The organism is Escherichia sp. E13S3 (assembly GCF_004212325.1).
Lineage (GTDB): Bacteria > Pseudomonadota > Gammaproteobacteria > Enterobacterales > Enterobacteriaceae > Escherichia.
This window is the reverse complement of sequence record NZ_RHJR01000006.1, coordinates 47034-71676: the sequence shown is the minus strand read 5'-3', so window position 1 is coordinate 71676 and position 24643 is coordinate 47034. Positions and strand designations below refer to the sequence as shown.

At 51.8% G+C, this 24643-nt stretch carries 21 protein-coding genes; 16 read left to right on the top strand and 5 right to left on the bottom strand.

Annotated elements, in window-relative coordinates:
* Positions 1–165: 165 nt before the first annotated feature.
* The 8 genes from lepA (at position 166) to shoB (ending at position 7293) form a co-directional block, all read left to right on the top strand.
* Positions 166–1965 (top strand): translation elongation factor 4, encoded by a 1800-nt coding sequence (lepA, locus tag D9597_RS07870; protein ID WP_000790173.1) that lies wholly within the window; start codon positions 166–168, stop codon positions 1963–1965.
* A 15-nt stretch (positions 1966–1980) separates the two neighbouring features.
* Entirely contained in the window at positions 1981–2955 is a 975-nt protein-coding gene (lepB, locus tag D9597_RS07865; RefSeq protein ID WP_000002532.1) for a signal peptidase I, read from the top strand.
* Positions 2956–3227: 272 nt separating this feature from the next.
* Positions 3228–3908: a ribonuclease III gene (rnc, locus tag D9597_RS07860; protein WP_001068343.1), complete on the top strand. Its 681-nt coding sequence runs from the start codon at positions 3228–3230 to the stop codon at positions 3906–3908.
* A complete protein-coding gene (era, locus tag D9597_RS07855) occupies positions 3905–4810 on the top strand; it encodes a GTPase Era (protein ID WP_000020738.1) in 906 nt (301 codons plus the stop codon). The genes rnc and era overlap by 4 nt, the downstream gene beginning before the upstream one ends.
* Before the next feature lie 131 nt (positions 4811–4941).
* Complete coding sequence (gene recO, locus D9597_RS07850) at positions 4942–5670, top strand: DNA repair protein RecO (protein WP_130207598.1); 729 nt, start codon at positions 4942–4944, stop codon at positions 5668–5670.
* 11 nt (positions 5671–5681) lie between these two features.
* The gene (gene pdxJ, locus D9597_RS07845) at positions 5682–6413 is read left to right on the top strand and encodes a pyridoxine 5'-phosphate synthase (RefSeq protein ID WP_130222055.1); all 732 of its coding nucleotides are present in this window, start codon (positions 5682–5684) and stop codon (positions 6411–6413) included.
* Complete coding sequence (acpS, locus tag D9597_RS07840) at positions 6413–6793, top strand: holo-ACP synthase (RefSeq protein ID WP_064526159.1); 381 nt, start codon at positions 6413–6415, stop codon at positions 6791–6793. The genes pdxJ and acpS overlap by 1 nt, the downstream gene beginning before the upstream one ends.
* Before the next feature lie 419 nt (positions 6794–7212).
* Positions 7213–7293 carry a type I toxin-antitoxin system toxin ShoB gene (gene shoB, locus D9597_RS07835; RefSeq protein WP_130214702.1) on the top strand — a complete coding sequence of 27 codons (81 nt, stop codon included), beginning with the start codon at positions 7213–7215 and terminating at the stop codon, positions 7291–7293.
* 193 nt (positions 7294–7486) lie between these two features.
* Here shoB and yfhL read toward each other — a convergent pair whose 3' ends face one another.
* Positions 7487–7747 (bottom strand): 4Fe-4S dicluster ferredoxin YfhL, encoded by a 261-nt coding sequence (gene yfhL / locus D9597_RS07830; RefSeq protein ID WP_001196283.1) that lies wholly within the window; start codon positions 7745–7747, stop codon positions 7487–7489.
* Between the two features lie 55 nt (positions 7748–7802).
* Positions 7803–8651, bottom strand: coding sequence for a MurR/RpiR family transcriptional regulator (locus D9597_RS07825; protein ID WP_130207550.1), 849 nt, complete (start codon positions 8649–8651; stop codon positions 7803–7805).
* Positions 8652–8858: 207 nt separating this feature from the next.
* On the opposite strand from D9597_RS07825, the gene yfhb reads away from it, so the two are divergent.
* Entirely contained in the window at positions 8859–9494 is a 636-nt protein-coding gene (yfhb, locus tag D9597_RS07820; protein WP_130222054.1) for a phosphatidylglycerophosphatase C, read from the top strand.
* A 57-nt stretch (positions 9495–9551) separates the two neighbouring features.
* A complete protein-coding gene (gene tadA, locus D9597_RS07815; RefSeq protein WP_064526984.1) occupies positions 9552–10055 on the top strand; it encodes a tRNA adenosine(34) deaminase TadA in 504 nt (167 codons plus the stop codon).
* Here tadA and mltF read toward each other — a convergent pair.
* Entirely contained in the window at positions 10052–11608 is a 1557-nt protein-coding gene (mltF, locus tag D9597_RS07810) for a membrane-bound lytic murein transglycosylase MltF (protein WP_130214665.1), read from the bottom strand. The genes tadA and mltF overlap by 4 nt on opposite strands.
* 257 nt (positions 11609–11865) lie before the next feature.
* On the opposite strand from mltF, the gene purL reads away from it, so the two are divergent.
* The 5 genes from purL to glnB all read left to right on the top strand — a co-directional run bounded on the left by purL (position 11866) and on the right by glnB (position 20377).
* On the top strand, positions 11866–15753 hold the full coding sequence (gene purL, locus D9597_RS07805; RefSeq protein ID WP_130222053.1) for a phosphoribosylformylglycinamidine synthase: 3888 nt from the start codon (positions 11866–11868) through the stop codon (positions 15751–15753).
* Between the two features lie 596 nt (positions 15754–16349).
* Positions 16350–17777, top strand: a complete 1428-nt coding sequence (gene qseE, locus D9597_RS07800; protein ID WP_130214661.1) for a two component system sensor histidine kinase QseE/GlrK — start codon at positions 16350–16352, stop codon at positions 17775–17777.
* Between the two features lie 163 nt (positions 17778–17940).
* Positions 17941–18654 (top strand): two-component system QseEF-associated lipoprotein QseG, encoded by a 714-nt coding sequence (qseG, locus tag D9597_RS07795; RefSeq protein WP_130222052.1) that lies wholly within the window; start codon positions 17941–17943, stop codon positions 18652–18654.
* The gene (gene glrR, locus D9597_RS07790) at positions 18644–19978 is read left to right on the top strand and encodes a two-component system response regulator GlrR (RefSeq protein WP_064526171.1); all 1335 of its coding nucleotides are present in this window, start codon (positions 18644–18646) and stop codon (positions 19976–19978) included. The genes qseG and glrR overlap by 11 nt, the downstream gene beginning before the upstream one ends.
* Before the next feature lie 60 nt (positions 19979–20038).
* On the top strand, positions 20039–20377 hold the full coding sequence (gene glnB, locus D9597_RS07785) for a nitrogen regulatory protein P-II (protein WP_000717691.1): 339 nt from the start codon (positions 20039–20041) through the stop codon (positions 20375–20377).
* A gap of 43 nt (positions 20378–20420) precedes the next feature.
* Here glnB and hmpA read toward each other — a convergent pair whose 3' ends face one another.
* On the bottom strand, positions 20421–21611 hold the full coding sequence (gene hmpA / locus D9597_RS07780; RefSeq protein ID WP_130214657.1) for an NO-inducible flavohemoprotein: 1191 nt from the start codon (positions 21609–21611) through the stop codon (positions 20421–20423).
* 330 nt (positions 21612–21941) lie between these two features.
* Here hmpA and glyA point away from each other — a divergent pair, with 330 nt between their 5' ends.
* Complete coding sequence (gene glyA / locus D9597_RS07775; protein WP_000919159.1) at positions 21942–23195, top strand: serine hydroxymethyltransferase; 1254 nt, start codon at positions 21942–21944, stop codon at positions 23193–23195.
* 197 nt (positions 23196–23392) lie between these two features.
* Here the strand turns inward: glyA and D9597_RS07770 are convergent, their stop codons facing one another.
* Entirely contained in the window at positions 23393–24586 is a 1194-nt protein-coding gene (locus D9597_RS07770) for an ROK family protein (RefSeq protein ID WP_130222051.1), read from the bottom strand.
* Positions 24587–24643: the final 57 nt, after the last annotated feature.

The window sequence follows — 24643 nt, the reverse complement described above, 5'->3', positions numbered from 1 at the left end:
ATGCGAGGACGTTTCCAGATACCACAATCCATACGGTATGAACATTTCCTCGCCTCAATGTTGTAGTGTAGAATGCGGCCTTTCTATTAATACAGACGTTAAGCTCAGAACAGCGACTTCTAAAAGCCTGGTTAACCGGGCGTTAAGGCACAATAATCATACTTTATGAAGAATATACGTAACTTTTCGATCATAGCTCACATTGACCACGGTAAATCGACGCTGTCTGACCGTATTATCCAGATCTGCGGTGGCCTGTCTGACCGTGAAATGGAGGCGCAGGTTCTCGATTCCATGGATCTTGAGCGTGAGCGTGGCATTACCATCAAAGCGCAAAGCGTGACGCTGGACTACAAAGCGTCTGACGGTGAAACCTATCAGCTTAACTTTATCGACACCCCGGGCCACGTAGACTTCTCCTATGAAGTTTCCCGTTCGCTGGCTGCCTGTGAAGGTGCATTGCTGGTGGTCGACGCCGGGCAGGGCGTAGAAGCGCAAACTCTGGCGAACTGCTACACCGCGATGGAGATGGATCTCGAAGTGGTGCCGGTACTGAACAAGATTGACCTGCCGGCAGCCGATCCTGAACGCGTGGCGGAAGAAATTGAAGATATTGTTGGTATCGACGCCACCGATGCGGTGCGCTGCTCCGCGAAAACCGGCGTTGGCGTGCAGGATGTTCTCGAACGTCTGGTGCGTGACATTCCGCCGCCGGAAGGCGATCCAGAAGGTCCGTTACAGGCGCTGATTATCGACTCTTGGTTCGATAACTACCTGGGCGTGGTTTCACTTATCCGTATTAAAAACGGCACCCTGCGTAAGGGCGACAAAGTGAAAGTTATGAGCACCGGGCAGACCTATAACGCCGACCGCCTGGGGATCTTCACGCCGAAACAGGTTGATCGTACTGAACTGAAATGCGGCGAAGTAGGCTGGCTGGTGTGTGCGATCAAAGACATCCACGGCGCACCGGTAGGCGATACCTTAACGCTGGCGCGTAATCCGGCAGAAAAAGCGTTGCCTGGGTTTAAGAAAGTTAAACCGCAGGTATATGCCGGTCTGTTCCCGGTAAGTTCCGACGACTATGAAGCCTTCCGTGACGCGTTGGGCAAACTCAGCCTGAACGACGCTTCACTGTTCTATGAGCCAGAAAGCTCTACGGCGCTGGGCTTTGGTTTCCGCTGCGGCTTCCTCGGCCTGTTGCACATGGAGATCATTCAGGAACGTCTGGAACGTGAATACGATCTTGACCTGATTACCACAGCACCGACAGTAGTGTATGAAGTTGAAACTACGGCAAAAGAAGTTATCTACGTCGACAGCCCATCCAAGCTGCCAGCGGTAAATAACATCTACGAACTGCGCGAGCCGATTGCAGAGTGTCACATGCTGCTGCCGCAAGCGTATCTCGGTAACGTCATTACCCTGTGCGTGGAAAAACGCGGTGTACAGACCAACATGGTCTATCACGGAAACCAGGTAGCGCTGACCTACGAGATCCCGATGGCGGAAGTGGTGCTTGATTTCTTCGACCGACTGAAATCTACCTCGCGTGGTTATGCGTCTTTGGATTACAACTTCAAACGCTTCCAGGCTTCTGACATGGTGCGTGTTGACGTCTTAATCAACGGTGAACGTGTTGATGCGCTGGCATTGATCACCCACCGTGATAATTCGCAAAACCGTGGTCGCGAGCTGGTGGAGAAGATGAAAGATCTGATCCCACGCCAGCAGTTTGATATCGCTATTCAGGCAGCGATTGGAACGCACATCATTGCGCGTTCTACCGTGAAGCAGCTGCGTAAAAACGTACTGGCTAAATGCTATGGTGGTGATATCAGCCGTAAGAAAAAGCTGCTGCAGAAACAGAAAGAAGGTAAGAAACGTATGAAGCAGATCGGTAACGTTGAGCTGCCGCAGGAAGCGTTCCTTGCCATTCTGCACGTCGGCAAAGACAACAAATAACCCTTAGGAGTTGGCATGGCGAATATGTTTGCCCTGATTCTGGTGATTGCCACACTGGTGACGGGCATTTTATGGTGCGTGGATAAATTCTTTTTCGCACCTAAACGACGGGAACGTCAGGCAGCGGCGCAAGCGGCTGCCGGGGATTCACTGGATAAAGCAACACTGAAAAAGGTTGCGCCGAAGCCAGGCTGGCTGGAAACCGGGGCTTCTGTATTTCCGGTGCTGGCTATCGTATTGATTGTGCGTTCATTTATTTATGAACCGTTCCAGATCCCGTCAGGTTCGATGATGCCGACTCTGTTAATCGGTGACTTCATTCTGGTAGAGAAATTTGCTTACGGCATTAAAGATCCTATTTACCAGAAAACATTGATCGAAACCGGTCATCCGAAACGTGGCGATATCGTGGTCTTCAAATACCCGGAAGATCCGAAGCTTGATTACATCAAACGCGCGGTAGGTTTACCGGGCGATAAAGTCACTTATGATCCGGTCGCGAAAGAAGTGACCATTCAACCTGGATGCAGTTCTGGTCAGGCGTGTGAAAACGCGCTGCCGGTAACTTATTCCAACGTTGAACCGAGCGATTTCGTACAGACCTTCTCGCGTCGTAACGGCGGGGAAGCGACCAGTGGCTTCTTTGAAGTGCCGAAAAACGAAACCAAAGAAAATGGCATTCGTCTTTCCGAACGTAAAGAGACGCTGGGCGATGTAACGCATCGTATCCTGACTGTGCCAATCGCCCAGGATCAGGTAGGGATGTATTACCAGCAACCAGGACAACAACTGGCAACCTGGATTGTTCCGCCGGGTCAATACTTCATGATGGGCGATAACCGCGACAACAGCGCGGACAGCCGTTACTGGGGCTTTGTGCCGGAAGCGAATCTGGTTGGTCGGGCAACGGCAATCTGGATGAGTTTCGATAAGCAAGAAGGTGAATGGCCGACAGGTGTGCGCTTAAGTCGCATTGGTGGCATCCATTAATTGCTGCTTCTCGTTCACGTTGTCGTCATTCTGGCGGCAACGTGAATTATTTATGAGATAAATCTCCCCAGGCTAACGACATCCCTTATCGTTGTGTATAGAATATTCCCCCGAAGTTTAAGGTTGGCGCCTTCTGGGTGCCACGGCACACGAAACAGCGTTGGTTTCCATATATGGCGTAATGAATCCGCGACAAAGCGGTTAACAGAGCCTATGTGTATCAGGTCTGTTTCGTGTGCTGAATTGTTGACGCATTTATTTATTGGTATCGCATGAACCCCATCGTAATTAATCGGCTTCAACGGAAGCTGGGCTACACTTTTAATCATCAGGAACTGCTGCAGCAGGCATTAACTCACCGCAGCGCCAGCAGCAAACATAACGAGCGTTTAGAATTTTTAGGCGACTCAATCTTGAGCTACGTTATCGCCAATGCGCTGTATCACCGTTTCCCGCGTGTGGATGAAGGCGATATGAGCCGGATGCGCGCCACGCTGGTCCGTGGCAATACGCTGGCAGAACTGGCACGCGAATTTGAGTTAGGCGAGTGCTTGCGTTTAGGGCCGGGTGAACTTAAAAGCGGTGGATTTCGTCGCGAGTCAATTCTCGCCGACACCGTCGAAGCATTAATTGGTGGCGTATTCCTCGACAGTGATATTCAAACTGTCGAGAAGTTAATCCTTAACTGGTATCAAACCCGTCTGGACGAAATTAGCCCAGGCGATAAACAAAAAGATCCGAAAACACGTCTGCAGGAATATTTGCAGGGTCGCCATCTGCCGCTGCCGACTTATCTGGTAGTTCAGGTCCGTGGCGAAGCGCACGATCAAGAATTTACAATCCACTGCCAGGTCAGCGGCCTGAGTGAACCGGTGGTTGGCACAGGTTCAAGCCGTCGTAAGGCTGAGCAGGCTGCCGCCGAACAGGCGTTGAAAAAACTGGAGCTGGAATGAGCATCGATAAAAGTTATTGCGGATTTATTGCCATCGTCGGACGCCCGAACGTTGGCAAATCCACGCTGCTGAACAAACTGTTGGGGCAGAAAATCTCCATCACTTCCCGCAAAGCGCAGACAACTCGTCACCGCATTGTGGGTATCCATACTGAAGGCGCGTATCAGGCGATCTACGTCGACACCCCGGGCCTGCATATGGAAGAGAAGCGTGCTATTAACCGCCTGATGAACAAAGCGGCGAGCAGCTCCATTGGCGACGTTGAGCTGGTGATTTTTGTCGTTGAAGGCACCCGTTGGACACCGGACGATGAAATGGTGCTCAACAAGCTGCGTGATGGCAAAGCGCCGGTGATCCTCGCGGTGAACAAAGTGGACAACGTGCAGGAGAAAGCCGATCTGCTGCCGCATCTGCAGTTCCTGGCAAGCCAGATGAACTTCCTCGATATTGTGCCGATCTCTGCCGAAACCGGGCTGAATGTTGACACTATTGCGGCAATCGTGCGTAAGCATCTGCCTGAAGCGACCCATCACTTCCCGGAAGATTACATCACCGATCGCTCACAGCGGTTTATGGCCTCTGAAATCATCCGTGAAAAACTGATGCGTTTCCTCGGTGCAGAACTGCCGTACTCCGTCACCGTGGAGATCGAACGTTTTGTCACCAATGAACGTGGTGGTTATGACATCAACGGTTTGATTCTCGTTGAGCGCGAAGGGCAGAAGAAGATGGTCATTGGCAACAAAGGGGCCAAGATCAAAACCATCGGTATTGAAGCGCGTAAAGACATGCAGGAAATGTTCGAAGCGCCTGTCCACCTTGAGCTGTGGGTGAAAGTGAAATCCGGCTGGGCTGATGACGAACGCGCACTGCGTAGTCTCGGTTACGTTGACGATCTTTAATTAGCATACTCTATGACTTTCGAGGTGCAGGAAGGCGGCAAGACCGTGAATCCCTGGGAGCTTACTAAAGTAAGTGACCAGGGTGAACGGGTGCAGCCAAGGCACCTGCAACTTGAAAGGCGACGAGTATGATGGAAGGCTGGCAGCGCGCATTTGTCCTGCATAGTCGCCCGTGGAGCGAAACCAGCCTGATGCTGGATGTCTTCACGGAGGAGTCGGGTCGCGTGCGTCTGGTTGCCAAAGGCGCACGCTCTAAACGCTCTACCCTGAAAGGTGCATTACAGCCTTTCACGCCTCTCTTGCTTCGCTTCGGTGGGCGCGGTGAAGTCAAAACACTGCGCAGTGCTGAAGCTGTCTCATTGGCGCTGCCATTAAGCGGTATCACGCTTTACAGCGGTCTGTACATCAACGAACTTCTCTCCCGCGTGCTGGAATACGAGACGCGCTTCTCTGAACTCTTTTTCGATTACTTGCACTGCATCCAGTCTCTGGCTGGAGCCACAGGCACACCGGAACCCGCGTTGCGCCGCTTTGAACTGGCATTGCTCGGGCATCTGGGTTATGGCGTCAATTTTACCCATTGTGCAGGTAGCGGCGAACCGGTGGATGACACCATGACGTATCGTTATCGCGAAGAAAAAGGGTTTATCGCCAGTGTAGTTATCGACAACAAAACCTTCACCGGAAGGCAGTTGAAAGCGTTACACACGCGGGAATTTCCTGACGCAGACACATTGCGTGCCGCGAAACGCTTTACCCGCATGGCGCTTAAGCCGTATCTTGGCGGTAAACCATTAAAGAGCAGGGAACTGTTCCGGCAGTTTATACCTAAGCGAACAGTGCAAACACATAATGACTGATGAGGATTGTCATGGCTGAATTACTGTTGGGCGTCAACATTGACCATATCGCAACGCTGCGTAATGCACGTGGTACTGCTTACCCCGACCCGGTGCAGGCCGCGTTTATTGCCGAGCAGGCTGGCGCGGATGGCATTACCGTGCATTTGCGTGAAGATCGTCGCCACATTACTGACCGCGACGTGCGCATCCTGCGTCAGACGCTGGATACCCGCATGAATCTGGAAATGGCGGTGACCGAAGAGATGCTGGCGATTGCCATTGAGACGAAGCCTCATTTTTGCTGCCTGGTACCGGAAAAGCGCCAGGAAGTGACAACCGAAGGTGGCCTGGACGTCGCAGGTCAGCGTGACAAAATGCGCGATGCCTGTAAACGTCTGGCGGATGCCGGGATTCAGGTTTCTCTGTTTATCGACGCAGATGAAGAGCAGATCAAAGCTGCAGCAGAGGTAGGCGCCCCGTTTATCGAGATCCACACCGGTTGTTATGCCGATGCAAAAACTGAAGCTGAACAGGCGCAAGAGTTGACGCGCATCGCCAAAGCCGCGACCTTTGCCGCAAGTCTCGGTCTGAAAGTTAACGCCGGACATGGTCTGACCTATCACAACGTGAAAGCCATTGCCGCCATCCCTGAGATGCACGAACTGAATATCGGTCATGCCATTATTGGTCGTGCTGTGATGACCGGACTGAAAGATGCGGTGGCAGAAATGAAGCGTCTGATGCTGGAAGCGCGTGGCTAATGGCAATATTAGGTTTAGGCACGGATATCGTGGAGATCGCTCGCATTGAAGCGGTGATCGCCCGATCCGGTGAGCGCCTGGCTCGCCGCGTATTAAGCGATAACGAATGGGAAATCTGGAAAACGCACCAACAGCCAGTGCGTTTTCTGGCGAAGCGTTTTGCTGTGAAAGAAGCAGCGGCAAAAGCGTTTGGAACCGGGATCCGCAATGGTCTGGCGTTTAATCAGTTTGAAGTGTTCAACGATGAGCTTGGTAAGCCACGGTTGCGACTGTGGGGCGAGGCATTAAAACTCGCGGAAAAGCTGGGCGTCGCACATATGCATGTGACGCTGGCAGATGAACGTCATTATGCTTGCGCCACGGTAATTATTGAAAGTTAAAATAATACCGTTCTCTTTATAAAGTAAAACCCCCGAACTGGTAAGGAACGGGGGTTTTACTTTATAACTTTAATTTTGTGCAGCATGCACCCTCAACAACAGCGATTATGGATCAGGGTGGTTATCTTTTACAAGCAACTTGCAATCTTTATCATAAAAACTCGAGCCTTTACGAAGAAAGCGATATTGATGGAAATATTAACGTGACTGCAAATTCGTAAGTACATTAAAATTGGCTTCGTTATTGGCGATTTTGCTGTGCTTTACACCATGCCACTGAATTCCCCCATTGAAACGAGTGGTGTCGTCAAAGCTCTGGTGTGGAGTGCAGCATGGATCCTCAATAACTCGCACGTTCAGTTTTGGGGAGATGTAAGGGCTAATCTGAACGGCTGCATTCCTTGTTTAAGGAAAAACGAATGACTGATTGTCGATACCTGTTTAAACGGGTCATTAAAGTCATCATTGCTGTTTTACAGCTGATCCTTCTGTTCTTATAACACAAGGAAACGTACTTAAGGCGCGTCAGGTTAACCAGCCAGGCGCGCCTTTAATAATTATAAATAAATGTCTGCGCAGATATTATATGAATTCATTTGGCGAATGATTATGCCGTTGTCATCATTTAAATAAATATAATAGCGTCAAGGTTTCTCTAAAAAATAATAAATACACTACTTCCAGATCAGAATATTAAATTTTATCTGCGTGATGCATTAGCACAAATTTATCCCACAACTGCTCTTCTGTCTCGACATGCGCCGGATCTTTCACAATAGTATTAGGGATCGGACACACCTTCTGGCAGGTTGGCGTCTCGTAGTGACCTACGCATTCGGTACACTTATCGCTGTTAATCTCGTAGATATGATCTCCCATTGAAATCGCCTCATTCGGGCATTCAGGTTCACACATATCACAATTGATGCATTTTTTAGTGATTAACAGCGCCATAAGGAAACTCTCAAAACAACACAAACCGGGCGGGCATTATACGCGTATTCTTTGCTCAAACCAGTTTTTTCACCAGTGCTTCGCTGTGGCGAATGCGCTCAGGCGCCAGTTCCAGGTCCTGCTGGATTAGCGCAATGAACAGCAAATCTGTAAGCATTCCCTGAGCATGACAAGCGGAGATCGATGCACTATTCGTCGCCTGTTCTTCGGCAATAGTATACAGGCAGTGGGACGCTCGTTGTTGCAGAGCATTCGGCGTGAAACCGGTAATTGCCAGCACCTTTCCACCCACGCGCAGCATCTCATCTGCCGCGAGATTTAACTCACGTCGTACACCAGTGTAAGAGATGGCTAATAACAGGTCGTCCGGTGAAGATGCCTGTACAGTAGCGAGCAACGCATGCATATCGCGTTCTGCGGCAGCATTGAAACCAATCTTCATCAGTTTCCAGGCAAAGTTTTGCGCTACCAGACCCGAAGCGCCAATGCCAGTCAAAATAATCCGCCTCGCAGAACGCAGCATCACCACGCATTCATGCAATTTCTCTTCACTGTTAACGTTCAGCGTCGCATACATGGCAGCCGTGTTTTCTTTTATGAGTTTTTCACCTACCAGTCGCAGCGGATCATCACCGCGAATTTGGTTATGAATGGGGACAGAAGGGGATTCCGGCTGGCTCGCCAGAGCTTCGCTTAACGCCAGTTTTAAGGCTGGAAAACCTTTATAGCCGAGTTTTTGTGCGAATTTCACTACGCTGGATTGACTGACCCCAGCTTCGTTGGCCAATTGCTGCGAACTTAAATGGCGCGCCGTATCAGGTTGTAGCAGGAGATAGTCCGCCAGTTTTTTATCACTCTGGGCAAGCTGCTGGTAACGCTGACGAATACGAAGTAAGCCGTTCATATCTTTCCTCGCGATAAAATAATGGCGACAACAGGCAATATGAGACACAAGCGAGTGAATATTATATTCCATAGCTTGTAAGATCTATGAATTAAAAATTCCATTCAGCATTATACGGTAGATTGTTGCCGGAAAAGTGATGATCTATCTGTTAGGCTATGTAGTAGCGATGATTAATCAGGATGTTTCAGTCCAGAGGAGTATGGTTTGGCAACTCACGAGCGTCGTGTGGTGTTTTTTGACTTAGATGGAACATTGCATCAACAGGATATGTTCGGTAGTTTTCTGCGCTACTTACTGCGTCGCCAACCGCTGAATACACTGCTTGTCCTGCCGCTATTGCCGGTTATTGCCATGGCATTATTGATAAAAGGCCGTGCTGCGCGCTGGCCGATGAGTCTGCTATTGTGGGGATGCACTTTTGGTCACAGCGAAGCGCGTTTACAGGCATTACAAGCCGATTTTGTACACTGGTTTCGCGACAATGTGACTGCCTTTCCGCTGGTGCAAGAGCGCCTGACCACCTACTTGCTCAGTTCCGATGCTGATATCTGGTTGATTACCGGTTCTCCACAGCCGCTGGTTGAAGCGGTCTATTTCGATACGCCCTGGTTACCGCGGGTGAATCTTATTGCCAGCCAAATTCAGCGTGGTTATGGCGGCTGGGTATTGACAATGCGTTGCCTCGGGCATGAGAAGGTCGCGCAACTGGAACGCAAAATCGGCACGCCACTGCGGTTGTACAGTGGTTACAGCGACAGTAATCAGGACAACCCGCTGCTTTATTTCTGCCAGCATCGTTGGCGAGTAACCCCGCGCGGTGAACTCCAGCAACTGGAATAGAGTAAAGCATAGCGTCCGTGTATAATGCGCCGCGCTTTTATAACCGGAGTTTTCTTTTTGTCTGAAGTCGAATTTAGTCACGAATACTGGATGCGCCATGCCATGACGCTGGCAAAGCGTGCCTGGGACGAGCGGGAAGTACCGGTCGGCGCGGTATTAGTGCATAACAACCGGGTAATCGGCGAGGGCTGGAATCGTCCGATTGGTCGGCATGATCCTACCGCGCACGCTGAAATCATGGCCCTGCGTCAGGGCGGTCTGGTGATGCAAAATTATCGCCTGATCGACGCCACATTATATGTCACGCTGGAGCCGTGTGTGATGTGCGCTGGAGCGATGATTCACAGCCGGATTGGTCGTGTAGTTTTTGGTGCACGAGATGCGAAAACGGGGGCTGCCGGATCATTAATGGATGTGTTGCACCATCCGGGCATGAATCACCGGGTGGAAATCACGGAAGGGATATTGGCGGAAGAGTGTGCAGCGCTGCTCAGCGACTTCTTTCGCATGCGCCGTCAGGAAATCAAAGCGCAGAAAAAAGCGCAATCTTCTGCGGATTAATTTTGCTTCTTTTCACTTCCCTTCCTGGAAAACAGCAGCGAAGGGGAGTGTGTCAGATAGTTAGATGACGACTGTGAAAGAAACGAGAGAAAAGGAAATTTCCCTTTACTCAATTCTGTTGGCGACACTGCCGGATAATCCTGAGCCAGCTGCATCGCCGCTTCTGTTGCCTGCTTTTCTTTCTCTTGCAGATACCCCACCAGACTAATCTGATACTTACGGATATTCTCGACATAGGCGTAAGCTTCATGTCCCCGCGCATAACCGTAAGTCAGCTTGCTGTAATAGGGTTTCTGGCTAAGTAAAGGCAGTCGTTGTTTAACATCGGTCCAGCTGTCTGGATTACCTTTGGTTTTTGCCGTCAGGGCGCGAGCATCCAGCATATGCGCATAACCCATATTGTAAGCGGCGAGCGCAAACCAAATCCGTTCATTTTCTGGCACGCTTTCCGGCACTTTACTCATCATATCCTGCAAATAACGCGCGCCGCCGCTGATGCTTTGTTCAGCATCGGTACGATCGGTAATGCCCAGGCTTTGCGCGGTATTTTTGGTCAACATCATCATGCCACGCACACCGGTCGGCGAGGTGGCCTGCGCGTCCCAATGTGATTCCTGGTAAGCAATGGCCGCCAGCAAACGCCAGTCAATTTCCTCGGCGTATTTCTCAAACAAAGGTTTTAATTGTGGCAGCACCGCATCGACGGCGCGTAAAAATGTGCGCGTATCGACATAATCAAAATCATCGCCATGCCCCAGGTATTTCTCTTCAATGCGTGCCAGCGTGCCGTCCTCATTCATTTTGTTGAAGAAGTCGAGCAGAGCTGCGGAAAGGGTATTATCGTCATCTAACTGGCTAAACCAGGTCACTGGTTGTTCATCGGTGATATCGAGTGCCACGGCGAGTTCCGGGTGAACTCGCTGGAACAGGCTGATGGCGACAGAATCAGCAATGGTGTAATCCAGCTTACCTCCGATGACATCTTCCAGTAATTCCGCTGAGCCTTTTTTGTCGTCCACCTTCCAGCTTAAATCCGGGAATTTAGTTTCTTTCAGTCTTTGTAGATCGTTAACGACGACGTGTCCTGGTGCGATGGAGAGCTGTTCCGCCGTCAAATTGCCCAGCGTGCGTGGGCGATATTGACCCACTTTGTAAACCAGTTGTTGTGAAACGGAATAATAGGTAGGACCAGGCTGATAGTTTTTTACCCGCTCACTGTTATAAACCAGACCTGCTGCCAGCAGGTCGGCGTTGCCGTTGTCGAGATCGTCAAACAACTGGCTGATATTCTGCCGTACGGTCACTTTCAGTTTCACGCCGAGGTAGTCGGCAAATTGTTTGGCTAACTCATAATCCAGCCCGGAAGAGTTACCGTTAATCTCATTCCAGGTGAGGGGAGTATGAATGGTGCTCACGCGCAATTCTCCCCGCGCTTGAATGGCGGCGATACGGTTGTCGGCTTTACCAAACCACGGAATAGACGGCCAGAGAGCTACCGCAAGAAGCAGTGCCAGAATGCCAATGAACAGATAATTAATCTTTAATTTTTTCAATTAGTTAATTCTCTGTGTCGTTCGTGTCCTGGCTTGAAAAAACGATATGCTAAACAAAGGTATAATCATCAATGAGCGGCATTTTGCGTAAACCTGTGCCAGTTGGCAACTTATTACAGCCATTGGCGGCACGCGTTGCTAATTCACGATGGTGATTTTATTTCCACGCAAACGGTTTCGTCAGCGCATCAGATTCTTTATAATGACGCCCGTTTCCCCCCCTTGGGTACACCGAAAGCTTAGAAGACGAGAGACTTATGATGGAAATTCTGCGTGGTTCGCCTGCACTGTCGGCATTCCGAATCAATAAACTGCTGGCGCGTTTTCAGGCTGCCAGGCTCCCGGTTCACAACATTTACGCCGAGTATGTCCATTTTGCTGACCTCAATGCGCCGTTAAACGAAGAAGCGCACGCGCAACTTGAACGCCTGTTGAAATATGGTCCGGCACTCGCCAGCCATGTCCCGGAAGGCAAATTACTGCTGGTGACCCCGCGTCCTGGCACCATCTCTCCCTGGTCTTCGAAAGCGACCGATATCGCCCATAACTGCGGGCTGCAACAGGTAAACCGCCTTGAGCGCGGCGTGGCTTACTATGTAGAAGCCGCTACGCTGACCAATGAACAGTGGCAGCAGGTTACCGCTGAACTGCACGACCGCATGATGGAAACGGTCTTTTTTGCTTTAGATGATGCAGAGCAGTTGTTTGCGCATCATCAACCGACTCCGGTCACCAGTGTTGATTTGCTGGGGCAGGGCCGTCAGGCGCTAATCGACGCTAACCTGCGTCTTGGCCTGGCACTGGCGGAAGATGAAATTGACTATCTGCAAGATGCTTTCACAAAGCTTGGTCGTAACCCGAACGACATCGAGCTCTATATGTTCGCCCAGGCGAACTCTGAGCACTGCCGCCACAAAATTTTTAACGCCGACTGGATTATCGACGGTGAACAGCAGCCGAAATCGCTGTTCAAGATGATCAAAAATACCTTCGAAACCACGCCGGATCACGTTCTCTCTGCGTATAAAGATAACGCCGCGGTGATGGAAGGTTCTGAAGTGGGCCGCTACTTTGCTGACCACGAAACGGGCCGCTACGATTTCCATCAGGAACCGGCGCATATTCTGATGAAAGTCGAAACTCACAACCACCCGACGGCAATTTCTCCGTGGCCGGGCGCGGCGACCGGTTCCGGCGGTGAAATCCGCGATGAAGGTGCCACCGGGCGCGGCGCGAAGCCGAAAGCCGGTCTGGTTGGTTTCTCCGTTTCCAACCTGCGAATTCCTGGCTTCGAACAGCCGTGGGAGGAAGATTTCGGTAAGCCTGAGCGCATTGTCACCGCGCTGGACATCATGACCGAAGGTCCGCTGGGCGGCGCGGCATTTAACAACGAATTTGGTCGTCCGGCGCTGAACGGCTACTTCCGTACTTATGAAGAAAAAGTGAACAGCCACAACGGCGAAGAGCTGCGCGGTTATCACAAACCGATCATGCTGGCGGGCGGGATCGGCAACATTCGCGCCGATCACGTACAAAAAGGCGAGATCAACGTTGGTGCGAAGCTGGTCGTTCTCGGCGGCCCGGCAATGAACATCGGTCTTGGCGGCGGCGCGGCGTCTTCTATGGCGTCTGGTCAGTCTGATGCGGATCTCGACTTTGCTTCTGTTCAGCGCGACAACCCGGAAATGGAACGTCGTTGCCAGGAAGTGATCGACCGTTGCTGGCAGCTTGGCGATGCGAACCCGATTCTGTTTATCCACGACGTCGGCGCAGGCGGTCTTTCTAACGCCATGCCGGAACTGGTGAGCGACGGCGGGCGCGGCGGTAAATTTGAACTGCGCGATATCCTGAGCGACGAACCGGGTATGAGCCCGCTGGAAATCTGGTGTAACGAGTCCCAGGAACGCTACGTGCTGGCGGTTGCTGCCGATCAGTTACCACTGTTTGACGAACTGTGTAAGCGTGAACGCGCGCCCTACGCGGTGATTGGTGAAGCGACCGAAGAACTGCATCTTTCTCTGCACGATCGTCATTTTGATGATCAGCCGATCGATCTACCGCTGGACGTACTGCTGGGCAAAACGCCGAAGATGACCCGCGATGTGCAAACACTGAAAGCGAAAGGCGATGCGCTGGCCCGTGAAGGGATCACCATTGCTGACGCGGTGAAACGTGTGCTGCATCTGCCGACCGTGGCGGAAAAAACTTTCCTCGTTACCATTGGCGACCGTAGCGTAACCGGCATGGTGGCGCGCGATCAGATGGTTGGCCCGTGGCAGGTGCCGGTCGCTAACTGTGCGGTCACTACTGCCAGCCTCGACAGCTACTACGGTGAAGCGATGGCAATTGGCGAACGTGCGCCAGTTGCGCTGCTGGATTTCGCCGCTTCTGCCCGTCTGGCTGTCGGTGAAGCGTTAACCAATATTGCCGCAACACAGATTGGCGATATCAAACGCATTAAACTTTCCGCTAACTGGATGGCGGCGGCAGGCCACCCTGGTGAAGATGCGGGCCTGTATGAAGCCGTTAAAGCCGTGGGCGAAGAGCTTTGTCCGGCGCTGGGCCTGACGATCCCGGTGGGTAAAGATTCAATGTCGATGAAAACCCGCTGGCAGGAAGGTAGCGAAGAGCGTGAAATGACCTCGCCGCTGTCGCTGGTTATTTCTGCATTTGCCCGCGTGGAAGATGTGCGTCACACCATCACGCCGCAGCTTTCTACCGAAGATAACGCACTGCTGCTGATTGATTTGGGCCTTGGCAATAATGCGCTGGGCGCAACGGCGCTGGCGCAGGTTTATCGTCAGCTTGGCGACAAACCGGCTGATGTGCGCGACGTCGCGCAACTGAAAGGCTTCTATGACGCGATTCAGGCGCTGGTTGCACAGCGTAAGTTGCTCGCGTACCACGACCGCTCTGATGGCGGCCTGCTGGTAACGCTGGCGGAAATGGCATTTGCCGGTCATTGCGGCATTGAAGCGGATATCGCCTCTCTGGGCGACGATCACCTGGCGGCGCTGTTTAACGAAGAACTGGGAGCGGTGATTCAGGTGCGTGCCGCTGACCGTGAAGCGGTCGAAGCGGTACTGGCACAGCATGGCCTTGCTGAGTGCGTCCATTATGTCGGCCAGGCTGTATCTGGCGACCGTTTTGTGATTACCGCCAACGGGCAGTCGGTATACAGCGAAAGCCGCACTACGCTGCGAGTCTGGTGGGCGGAAACCACCTGGCAGATGCAGCGCCTGCGTGACAACCCGGAGTGTGCCGATCAGGAGCATCAGGCGAAATCCAACGACGCTGATCCGGGCCTGAATGTGAAACTGTCGTTCGATATTAACGAAGATGTAGCAGCTCCGTTTATCGCTACTGGCGCGCGCCCGAAAGTTGCCGTACTGCGTGAGCAAGGCGTGAACTCGCATGTTGAAATGGCGGCAGCTTTCCATCGTGCGGGCTTCGATGCTATCGACGTGCATATGAGCGATCTGCTGGCTGGACGCACTGGTCTGGAGGATTTCCATGCCCTGGTCACGTGCGGTGGTTTCTCCTACGGTGATGTGCTGGGTGCCGGTGAAGGTTGGGCGAAGTCTATTCTGTTCAACAACCGTGTACGCGATGAGTTTGCAACCTTCTTCCATCGTCCGCAAACGCTGGCGCTGGGGGTATGTAACGGTTGCCAGATGATGTCTAATCTGCGTGAGCTGATCCCAGGTAGCGAGCTGTGGCCACGTTTTGTGCGTAACACCTCCGATCGCTTTGAAGCGCGTTTCAGCCTGGTTGAAGTGACCCAAAGCCCGTCTCTGCTGTTGCAGGGGATGGTGGGCTCGCAAATGCCGATTGCTGTGTCTCACGGTGAAGGGCGCGTTGAAGTACGCGACGCGGCGCATCTGGCGGCACTGGAAAGCAAAGGGCTGGTTGCGCTGCGCTATGTCGATAATTTCGGCAAAGTCACCGAAACCTACCCGGCTAACCCGAACGGTTCCCCGAATGGTATTACGGCGGTCACGACTGAAAGTGGTCGAGTCACCATTATGATGCCGCACCCGGAGCGTGTTTTCCGTACTGTCAGCAACTCCTGGCATCCGGAAAACTGGGGCGAGGATGGCCCATGGATGCGTATTTTCCGTAATGCGCGTAAGCAGCTGGGGTAAGGCTGCGGAAATTTCACGCAACCCATTGTTTTGTAGGCCGGATAAGACTTTTACGCCGCATCCGGCATTACACACAACCACTTAGCCAACAATTATAAGCTCCCAACTCCGGGAGCTTTTTTTGTGTCTGTAAATCACGACAATGGGTGGTTTGCCGTGTCGCTTATAGGTGACATGTAACTTATTGATTTAATTTAAAACGAATAATTTAAGCTTTGGGCGTCTCTTTTAAGCGACACACTGGCTGATTTATAGCCAATCTGTGAAACAGCCATTAATCCATTAAAGCTATGTTTTATCAGTACGTTATCAAACTATTTTATTTATTGGCACAGTTACTGCATAATAATAACCAGTGGCTCATTCACCCACTTATGTCAGCCCCTTCGGGACGTGCTACATAAAATTCGAATGACGCACAACAAGGTGCCTGCCGTCCAACTTCTGATATCAGCGTAGCTATATCAACCATCGGGCGAAACGTCGAGTTAGGCACCGCCTTATTCCACAACAAAGCCGGGTAATTCCCGGCTTTGTTGTATCTGAACTCCCCCTCGGTTAGCATCAGGCTATTCGCGTCTGACGAGAGTAACACCTTGAAACGCTGGCCTGTTTTTCCCCGTTCATTACGACAATTAGTCATGCTGGCATTCTTGCTGATTCTGCTGCCTCTGCTGGTACTGGCATGGCAAGCCTGGCAAAGCCTGAATGCGCTTAGCGATCAGGCGGCGCTGGTCAATCGCACAACGCTTATTGACGCCCGGCGCAGTGAGGCAATGACTAATGCGGCACTGGAGATGGAGCGTAGCTACCGTCAGTATTGCGTGCTGGACGACTCAACCCTGGCGAAGGTCTATCAAAGCCAGCGTAAACGTTACAGCGAAATGCTCGATGCCCACGCTGGCGTGCTGCCGGACGATAAACTTTACCAGGCATTGCGTCAGGATTTGAACAATCTTGCCCAACTCCAGTGTAACAACAGTGGGCCGGATGCGGCTGCTGCCGCGCGTCTGGAAGCCTTTGCCAATGCCAATGCCGAAATGGTACAGGCCACGCGCACCGTGGTGTTTTCACGCGGGCAGCAACTCCAGCGAGAGATAGCCGAACGCGGACAGTATTTCGGCTGGCAGTCACTGGTGTTGTTTCTGGTGAGTCTGATAATGGTGCTGCTTTTCACCCGAATGATTATTGGTCCGGTGAAAAATATCGAGCGGATGATCAACCGTCTGGGGGAAGGACGCTCACTGGGTAATAGCGTCTCGTTTAGTGGACCGAGCGAGTTACGCTCGGTTGGGCAACGTATTCTTTGGTTAAGTGAACGCCTGTCATGGCTGGAATCCCAGCGCCATCAATTTTTAAGACATTTATCTCATGAATTAAAAACGCCACTGGCGAGTATGCGCGAGGGCACTGAATTACTGGCTGACCAGGTTGTCGGGCCGCTTACGCCAGAGCAAAAAGAGGTGGTAAGCATCCTCGACAGCAGCAGCCGCAATTTGCAAAAACTTATAGAACAACTGCTTGATTACAATCGTAAACAGGCAGATGGCGCGGTGGAACTGGAGAATGTTGAGCTGGCACCGTTGGTGGAGACGGTAGTTTCCGCTCACAGCCTGCCAGCTCGGACTAAAATGATGCATACCGACGTTGATCTCAAGGCAACTGCATGCCTGGCGGAACCCATGCTACTGATGAGTGTGCTGGATAATCTTTACTCCAATGCGGTGCACTACGGGGCTGAATCCGGTAACATTTGCCTTCGCAGCAGTTTACATGGCGCACGGGTTTATATTGATGTCATCAATACAGGCACACCCATTCCGCAAGAGGAACGCGCCATGATCTTCGAACCCTTTTTTCAGGGAAGTCACCAGCGAAAAGGGGCGGTGAAGGGGAGCGGTCTGGGATTAAGCATTGCCAGGGATTGTATTCGCCGTATGCAGGGGGAACTGTATCTGGTCGACGAGAGCGGGCAAGACGTTTGCTTCCGCATTGAATTGCCTTCGTCGAAAAACACGAAATAATGTTAAGGCCTATCCCATCAGGCTATTTTATTTGCCAGTTCGGCCCCGGGCAGTGCTCGAAATCCTCACGTACTACGTGTACGCTCCGGTTTCTCCGCACTGTCCGTGTCCAAACTGCCTGCAACAATTACGCCCACTGGGATAGGCTCTGAGTCTGGTGAATATGCGACACATTTTTCAACGATTTTTATCCCGACGGCTGTGGCTGGCGGGGTTGCCTTGTCTGGCGCTGCTGGGCTGCGTGCAGAATCACAATAAGCCAGCCATTAATGCGCCAGTAGAAGAAAAAATCCCGGTTTATCAACTGGCTGATTATCTTCCTACTGAATGTAGCGACATCTGGGCGCTGCAAGGTAAATCAACTGAAACTAACCCGCTTTACTGGCTACGGGCGATGGATTGCGCCAATCGCTTAATGCCAGCGCAGTCGCGTCAGGAAGCGCGCAAGTATGGTGATGGCAGCTGGCAAAATACCTTTAAGCAGGGGATTTTGCTTGCCGATGCCAAAATCACGCCTTTTGAGCGCCGCCAACTGGTCGCGCGCATTGATGCGTTAAGTACTGAGATCCCGGCGCAGGTTCGCCCGTTGTATCAACTCTGGCGCGACGGACAGGCGTTGCAACTGCAACTGGCGGAAGAGCGCCTACGTTACAGTAAACTCCAGCAATCCAGCGACAGCGAACTGGACGCCCTGCGCCAGCAACATCACGTTCTACAGCAACAACTGGAACTAACCACCCGCAAGCTGGAGAACCTGACGGATATTGAACGCCAACTCTCGACTCGCAAACCGGCCGGAAATTTCCCACCGGACACGCCGCACGAGAGTGAAAAAAACGCGCCATCCACCAATGAGGTCACCCCTGATGAGCCATAAACCTGCGCATTTATTATTGGTCGATGACGATCCGGGATTACTGAAATTACTTGGCCTGCGCCTGACCAGCGAAGGCTACAGCGTGGTCACGGCAGAAAGTGGTGCCGAGGGGCTGCGGATACTGAATCGTGAAAAAGTGGATTTAGTCATCAGCGACCTGCGGATGGATGAAATGGATGGTATGCAACTGTTTGCTGAAATCCAGAAAGTGCAGCCAGGTATGCCGGTAATCATCCTCACCGCGCATGGCTCCATTCCCGATGCCGTTGCCGCGACACAGCAGGGCGTGTTTAGTTTCCTCACCAAGCCCGTTGATAAAGACGCACTATATCAGGCAATTGATGATGCGCTGGAACAATCCGCGCCAGCCACCGACGAACGTTGGCGCGAGGCGATTGTCACTCGCAGCCCGCTGATGCTGCGCTTGCTGGAACAGGCCCGGCTGGTGGCGCAATCCGACGTTAGCGTTTTGATTAACGGTCAGAGCGGCACCGGGAAAGAGATTTTTGCTCAGGCTATCCACAACGCCAGCCCGCGTAACAGCAAGCCGTTTATTGCCATTAACTGTGGCGCATTGCCCGAGCAGTTGCTGGAGTCGGAGCTGTTTGGTCATGCACGCGGCGCGTTTACTGGTGCCGTCAGCAATCGCGAAGGTTTATTCCAGGCGGCGGAAGGCGGTACGCTGTTTCTCGATGAGATTGGCGATATGCCCGCGCCGTTGCAGGTCAAACTGCTGCGCGTGTTGCAGGAGCGTAAAGTGCGCCCGCTGGGCAGTAACCGCGATATTGATATCGACGTGCGGATTATTTCTGCGACCCACCGCGACTTACCAAAAGCGATGGCGCGCGGGGAATTCCGCGAAGATCTCTATTACCGCCTCAATGTCGTCAGCCTTAAAATTCCGGCACTGGCGGAGCGCACAGAAGACATTCCGCTACTGGCAAACCACTTATTGCGCCAGGCGGCAGAGCGACATAAACCGTTTGTCCGCGCGTTCTCAACCGATGCGATGAAACGCCTGATGACTGCCAGCTGGCCGGGAAATGTGCGTCAGTTGGTCAACGTGATTGAACAATGTGTGGCACTGACCTCATCTCCGGTGATTAGCGATGCATTAGTAGAGCAGGCGCTGGAGGGCGAAAACACGGCGCTGCCCACCTTTGTTGAGGCACGTAACCAGTTTGAACTCAATTACTTGCGCAAGTTGCTGCAAATCACCAAAGGCAACGTCACTCACGCGGCGAGAATGGCGGGGCGTAACCGGACAGAATTTTATAAACTGCTTTCCCGACACGAGCTGGATGCAAACGATTTCAAGGAATGAATCGGTGTAATGTGTTACGTTTAGCAGATCAAAAGACAGGCGACCTTTTCAAGGAATAGCATGAAAAAGATTGATGCGATTATTAAACCCTTCAAGCTGGACGATGTCCGTGAAGCACTGGCCGAAGTCGGTATTACCGGCATGACCGTGACCGAAGTGAAAGGCTTTGGCCGCCAGAAAGGCCACACTGAGCTGTATCGCGGTGCGGAATATATGGTGGATTTTCTGCCGAAGGTGAAAATTGAGATCGTCGTGCCGGACGACATTGTCGATATCTGCGTAGACACGATTATTCGTACGGCGCAAACCGGCAAAATCGGTGACGGTAAAATCTTCGTCTTCGACGTGGCACGGGTCATTCGTATCCGTACCGGCGAAGAGGACGACGCGGCGATTTAAACCGCGTCAGGGTTGCCGGATGTCTCCATCCGGCAACATCAAATCACAGCACTTTATGCGGGCCAAAGCATTCGTAATGAATGTTTTCCTGCTTCACGCCCAGGTCCACTAACTGTTTCGCGGCAAACTGCATGAAGCCAACCGGACCGCAGAGATAGAACTGCATGGCCGGATCGCTGAACGCACCTTCCAGTTTGCTCAAATCCATCAGACCTTCGCTATCAAACTGACCTTTAGCGCGATCGGCTTCGCTCGGCTGGCGATACCAGGTATGCGCGGTAAAGCGCGGTAGTGCTTGCCCCAGTTCCTTAACTTCATCAGCAAAGGCGTGAACATCGCCATTTTCTGCCGCGTGGAACCAGTTTACCTGGGCGTTATGGCCTGCTTTTGCCAGCGTATCGAGCATTGCCAGCATTGGCGTTTGCCCTACACCCGCAGAGATCAGTGTTACCGGCGTGTCATCTGTCACATCCATAAAGAAATCACCCGCCGGAGCTACCAGCTTCACGACATCGCCAACGTTGGCGTGATTGTGCAGCCAGTTGGATACCTGCCCGCCATCTTCGCGTTTCACCGCAATACGATAGCCTTTGCCATCAGGTTTACGAGTCAAAGAGTACTGACGAATTTCCTGATGCGGGAAACCTTCTGGTTTCAGCCAGACGCCGAGATATTGTCCCGGACGGTATTCTGCCACTGCGCCACCGTCGACCGGCTCCAGTTCGAAGCTGGTGATCAGTGCGCTGCGCGGTGTTTTAGCCACAATGCGGAAATCGCGAGTACCTTCCCAGCCACCGGCTTTGCTGGCGTTTTCGTTATAGATTTCCGCCTCGCGATTGATAAATACATTAGCCAGTACGCCATAGGCTTTACCCCACGCGTCCAGCACTTCCTGGCCCGGGCTGAACATTTCGTCCAGCGTCGCCAACAGGTGTTCGCCAACGATGTTGTACTGTTCCGGTTTGATCTGGAAACTGGTGTGCTTCTGCGCGATTTTTTCTACCGCTGGCAGCAGCGCAGGCAGGTTTTCAATATTACTGGCGTAGGCGGCAATCGCGTTAAACAGGGCTTCACGTTGATCGCCATTACGCTGGTTACTCATGTTAAAAATTTCTTTGAGTTCTGGGTTATGAGTAAACATACGGTCGTAGAAATGGGCGGTTAACTTTGGCCCTGTTTCCACCAGTAAAGGGATGGTGGCTTTTACTGTAGCGATGGTTTGAGCGTCAAGCATATGGTCTTCCTTTTTTTGCATCTTAATTGATGTATCTCAAATGCATCTTATAAAAAATAGCCCTGCACTGTAAATGGTTCTTTTGGTGTTTTTCATCAAGAATGTGATGAAGTGAAAAATTTGCATCACAAACCTGAAAAGAAATCCGTTTCCGGTTGCAGGCCCTTTATTCTCCAAAGCCTTGCACAGCTTGAAGGTAATCGTTTGCGTAAATTCCTTTGTCAAGACCTGTTATCGCACAATGATTCGGTTATACTGTTCGCCGTTGTCCATCAGGACCGCCAAAATTAGGCGAAAAAATTTTATTGTTAGCTGAGTCAGGAGATGCGGATGTTAAAGCGTGAAATGAACATTGCCGATTATGATGCCGAACTGTGGCAGGCTATGGAGCAGGAAAAAGTACGTCAGGAAGAGCACATCGAACTGATCGCCTCCGAAAACTACACCAGCCCGCGCGTAATGCAGGCGCAGGGTTCTCAGCTGACCAACAAATATGCTGAAGGTTATCCGGGCAAGCGCTACTACGGCGGTTGCGAGTATGTTGATATCGTTGAACAACTGGCGATCGATCGTGCGAAAGAGCTGTTCGGCGCTGACTACGCTAACGTCCAGCCGCACTCCGGCTCCCAGGCTAACTTTGCGGTCTACACCGCGCTGCTGGAACCAGGTGATACCGTACTGGGTATGAACCTGGCGCATGGCGGTCACCTGACTCACGGTTCTCCGGTTAACTTCTCCGGTAAACTGTACAACATCGTTCCTTACGGTATCGATGCAACTGGCCATATCGACTACGCAGATCTGGAAAAACAAGCCAAAGAACACAAGCCGAAAATGATCATCGGTGGTTTCTCTGCATATTCCGGCGTGGTTGACTGGGCGAAAATGCGTGAAATCGCTGACAGCATCGGTGCTTACCTGTTCGTTGATATGGCGCACGTTGCGGGCCTGGTTGCCGCTGGCGTCTATCCAAACCCGGTTCCTCATGCTCACGTAGTGACTACTACCACTCACAAAACCCTGGCGGGTCCGCGCGGCGGCCTGATCCTGGCAAAAGGCGGTAGCGAAGAACTGTACAAAAAACTGAACTCTGCCGTTTTCCCTGGTGGTCAGGGCGGTCCGCTGATGCACGTTATTGCGGGTAAAGCAGTAGCGCTGAAAGAAGCGATGGAGCCTGAGTTCAAAACTTACCAGCAGCAGGTTGCTAAAAACGCTAAAGCGATGGTAGAAGTGTTCCTGGAACGCGGCTACAAAGTGGTTTCCGGCGGTACTGATAACCACCTGTTCCTGGTTGATCTGGTTGATAAAAACCTGACCGGTAAAGAAGCAGACGCCGCTCTGGGCCGTGCTAACATCACCGTCAACAAAAACAGCGTACCGAACGATCCGAAGAGCCCGTTTGTGACCTCCGGTATTCGTGTAGGTACTCCGGCGATTACCCGTCGCGGCTTTAAAGAAGCCGAAGCGAAAGAACTGGCTGGCTGGATGTGTGACGTGCTGGACAGCATCAATGATGAAGCCGTTATCGAGCGCATCAAAGGTAAAGTTCTCGACATCTGCGCACGTTACCCGGTTTACGCGTAAGCGAAACGGTGATTTGCTGACAATGTGCTCGTTGTTCATGCCGGATGCGGCGTGAACGCCTTGTCCGGCCTACAAATTCTTGCAAATTCAATATATTGCAATCTTCGTGTAGGCCTGATAAGCGTAGCGCATCAGGCAATCTTACGTTTGTGATCATCAAGGCTTCCTTCGGGAAGCCTTGTTACGTTATCGCGCCGTCAAATCTGTCGTAACTGTGCCTCAACATACAAATAGCCAATTCCCAGCACCTGTTGTGCGCGGCTTAATTGCCCGAAGCCAATTTGCGTCGCTTTCACGCTCGGTCCTTCGTCACGGTCGAACGGGTTAAATCCTGTCTGGCGAATAATGGTATTAAGCCAGTGTTCACCAAAGGCACAACTGCGACCGTACAACCAAATCTGATTAATATTGAGGATGTTGAGGAAGTTATACAGACTCAAACCAATGGCATTGGCACTGCGGTCAACCCAACTGGTGATCCACGGTTCTCCACTCTGCCAGGCAGCGATTAATTGCGCTGTAGTCAGTTTTTCTGGATCAAGTTGAGTATTGCCAGGTTGTGATTTTAGCCATACTCGAGCCTGTTTTTTTAATGCGCTTAACGAGGCGACGGTTTCCAGGCAGCCATAACGTCCACAGTCGCAGGCAACGCCATCGGGATTCACAATGGTGTGACCAATCTGCCCGCTGCCATACAAACTGCCGCGATAAATTTGTTCGTTAATCACAAACGACGAGCCAATGCCGTAATCAACGTTGATCACGCAGAAATCACGTCCCTGCGAATTATTTTGCCATTTCTCCGCCAGCGCCAGCATCACGCAGTCATTATCGACCATCACCCGAATGCCCAGCTTCTCTTCCAGCAGATACTTCACCTCAACTGGCGTTGTCCACGGCGCTTGCGGCATGGTTTGCGATACGCCGGTCACCGGATCAACCTGCCCGTGGATTGCCAGCGCCAGATTGATGGTGCGGCCCGGCCACAGTTTGCGATGACGATGCCAGCATTTTTCGATTTCGGACAGCAGTGCCTGCGGTGTCGGTGCATCAATCTGAAAATATTCAAATTCACCTTTCGGACTTAAACAAGCGTTAGCGACCTGGCACTCAATGCTGGTGGGCGTCACGTTCAGGCATAGCGTCCAGTCACCTTCCGGCGCAATCAGCCATGTGCCGCTGCTATGCCCGCGCGTCTGGCTTTCATCGTCGATATTCACCACCCGCTTTTCGTTTTCCAGTTCCTGCAAAATATTACTGACCGCCGGAATTGAAATTTGCGCCAGCCGGGCCAGCGTCGACTTGTTGGCACGCTTTTGCCGGTACAGCAGTTCCAGAATCACGCATTTGTTATGGTGGCGGATCTGTTGATTGTTAATGCAGGCTCTCATCTTCACTAAACCTTGTTTAGTTAATTGCGTGATTATTCCGCGAAAACATTGCCAGAT

Excerpts from the sequence above, each read along its gene's own strand:
- lepA (WP_000790173.1), top strand. The coding sequence starts at position 166 with ATGAAGAATATACGTAACTTTTCGATCATAGCTCACATTGACCACGGT.
- lepB (WP_000002532.1), top strand. The coding sequence starts at position 1,981 with ATGGCGAATATGTTTGCCCTGATTCTGGTGATTGCCACACTGGTGACG.
- rnc (WP_001068343.1), top strand. The coding sequence starts at position 3,228 with ATGAACCCCATCGTAATTAATCGGCTTCAACGGAAGCTGGGCTACACT.
- era (WP_000020738.1), top strand. The coding sequence starts at position 3,905 with ATGAGCATCGATAAAAGTTATTGCGGATTTATTGCCATCGTCGGACGC.
- recO (WP_130207598.1), top strand. The coding sequence starts at position 4,942 with ATGGAAGGCTGGCAGCGCGCATTTGTCCTGCATAGTCGCCCGTGGAGC.
- pdxJ (WP_130222055.1), top strand. The coding sequence starts at position 5,682 with ATGGCTGAATTACTGTTGGGCGTCAACATTGACCATATCGCAACGCTG.
- acpS (WP_064526159.1), top strand. The coding sequence starts at position 6,413 with ATGGCAATATTAGGTTTAGGCACGGATATCGTGGAGATCGCTCGCATT.
- shoB (WP_130214702.1), top strand. The coding sequence starts at position 7,213 with ATGACTGATTGTCGATACCTGTTTAAACGGGTCATTAAAGTCATCATT.
- yfhL (WP_001196283.1), bottom strand. The coding sequence starts at position 7,747 with ATGGCGCTGTTAATCACTAAAAAATGCATCAATTGTGATATGTGTGAA.
- D9597_RS07825 (WP_130207550.1), bottom strand. The coding sequence starts at position 8,651 with ATGAACGGCTTACTTCGTATTCGTCAGCGTTACCAGCAGCTTGCCCAG.
- purL (WP_130222053.1), top strand. The coding sequence starts at position 11,866 with ATGATGGAAATTCTGCGTGGTTCGCCTGCACTGTCGGCATTCCGAATC.
- qseG (WP_130222052.1), top strand. The coding sequence starts at position 17,941 with ATGCGACACATTTTTCAACGATTTTTATCCCGACGGCTGTGGCTGGCG.
- glrR (WP_064526171.1), top strand. The coding sequence starts at position 18,644 with ATGAGCCATAAACCTGCGCATTTATTATTGGTCGATGACGATCCGGGA.
- glnB (WP_000717691.1), top strand. The coding sequence starts at position 20,039 with ATGAAAAAGATTGATGCGATTATTAAACCCTTCAAGCTGGACGATGTC.
- hmpA (WP_130214657.1), bottom strand. The coding sequence starts at position 21,611 with ATGCTTGACGCTCAAACCATCGCTACAGTAAAAGCCACCATCCCTTTA.
- glyA (WP_000919159.1), top strand. The coding sequence starts at position 21,942 with ATGTTAAAGCGTGAAATGAACATTGCCGATTATGATGCCGAACTGTGG.
- D9597_RS07770 (WP_130222051.1), bottom strand. The coding sequence starts at position 24,586 with ATGAGAGCCTGCATTAACAATCAACAGATCCGCCACCATAACAAATGC.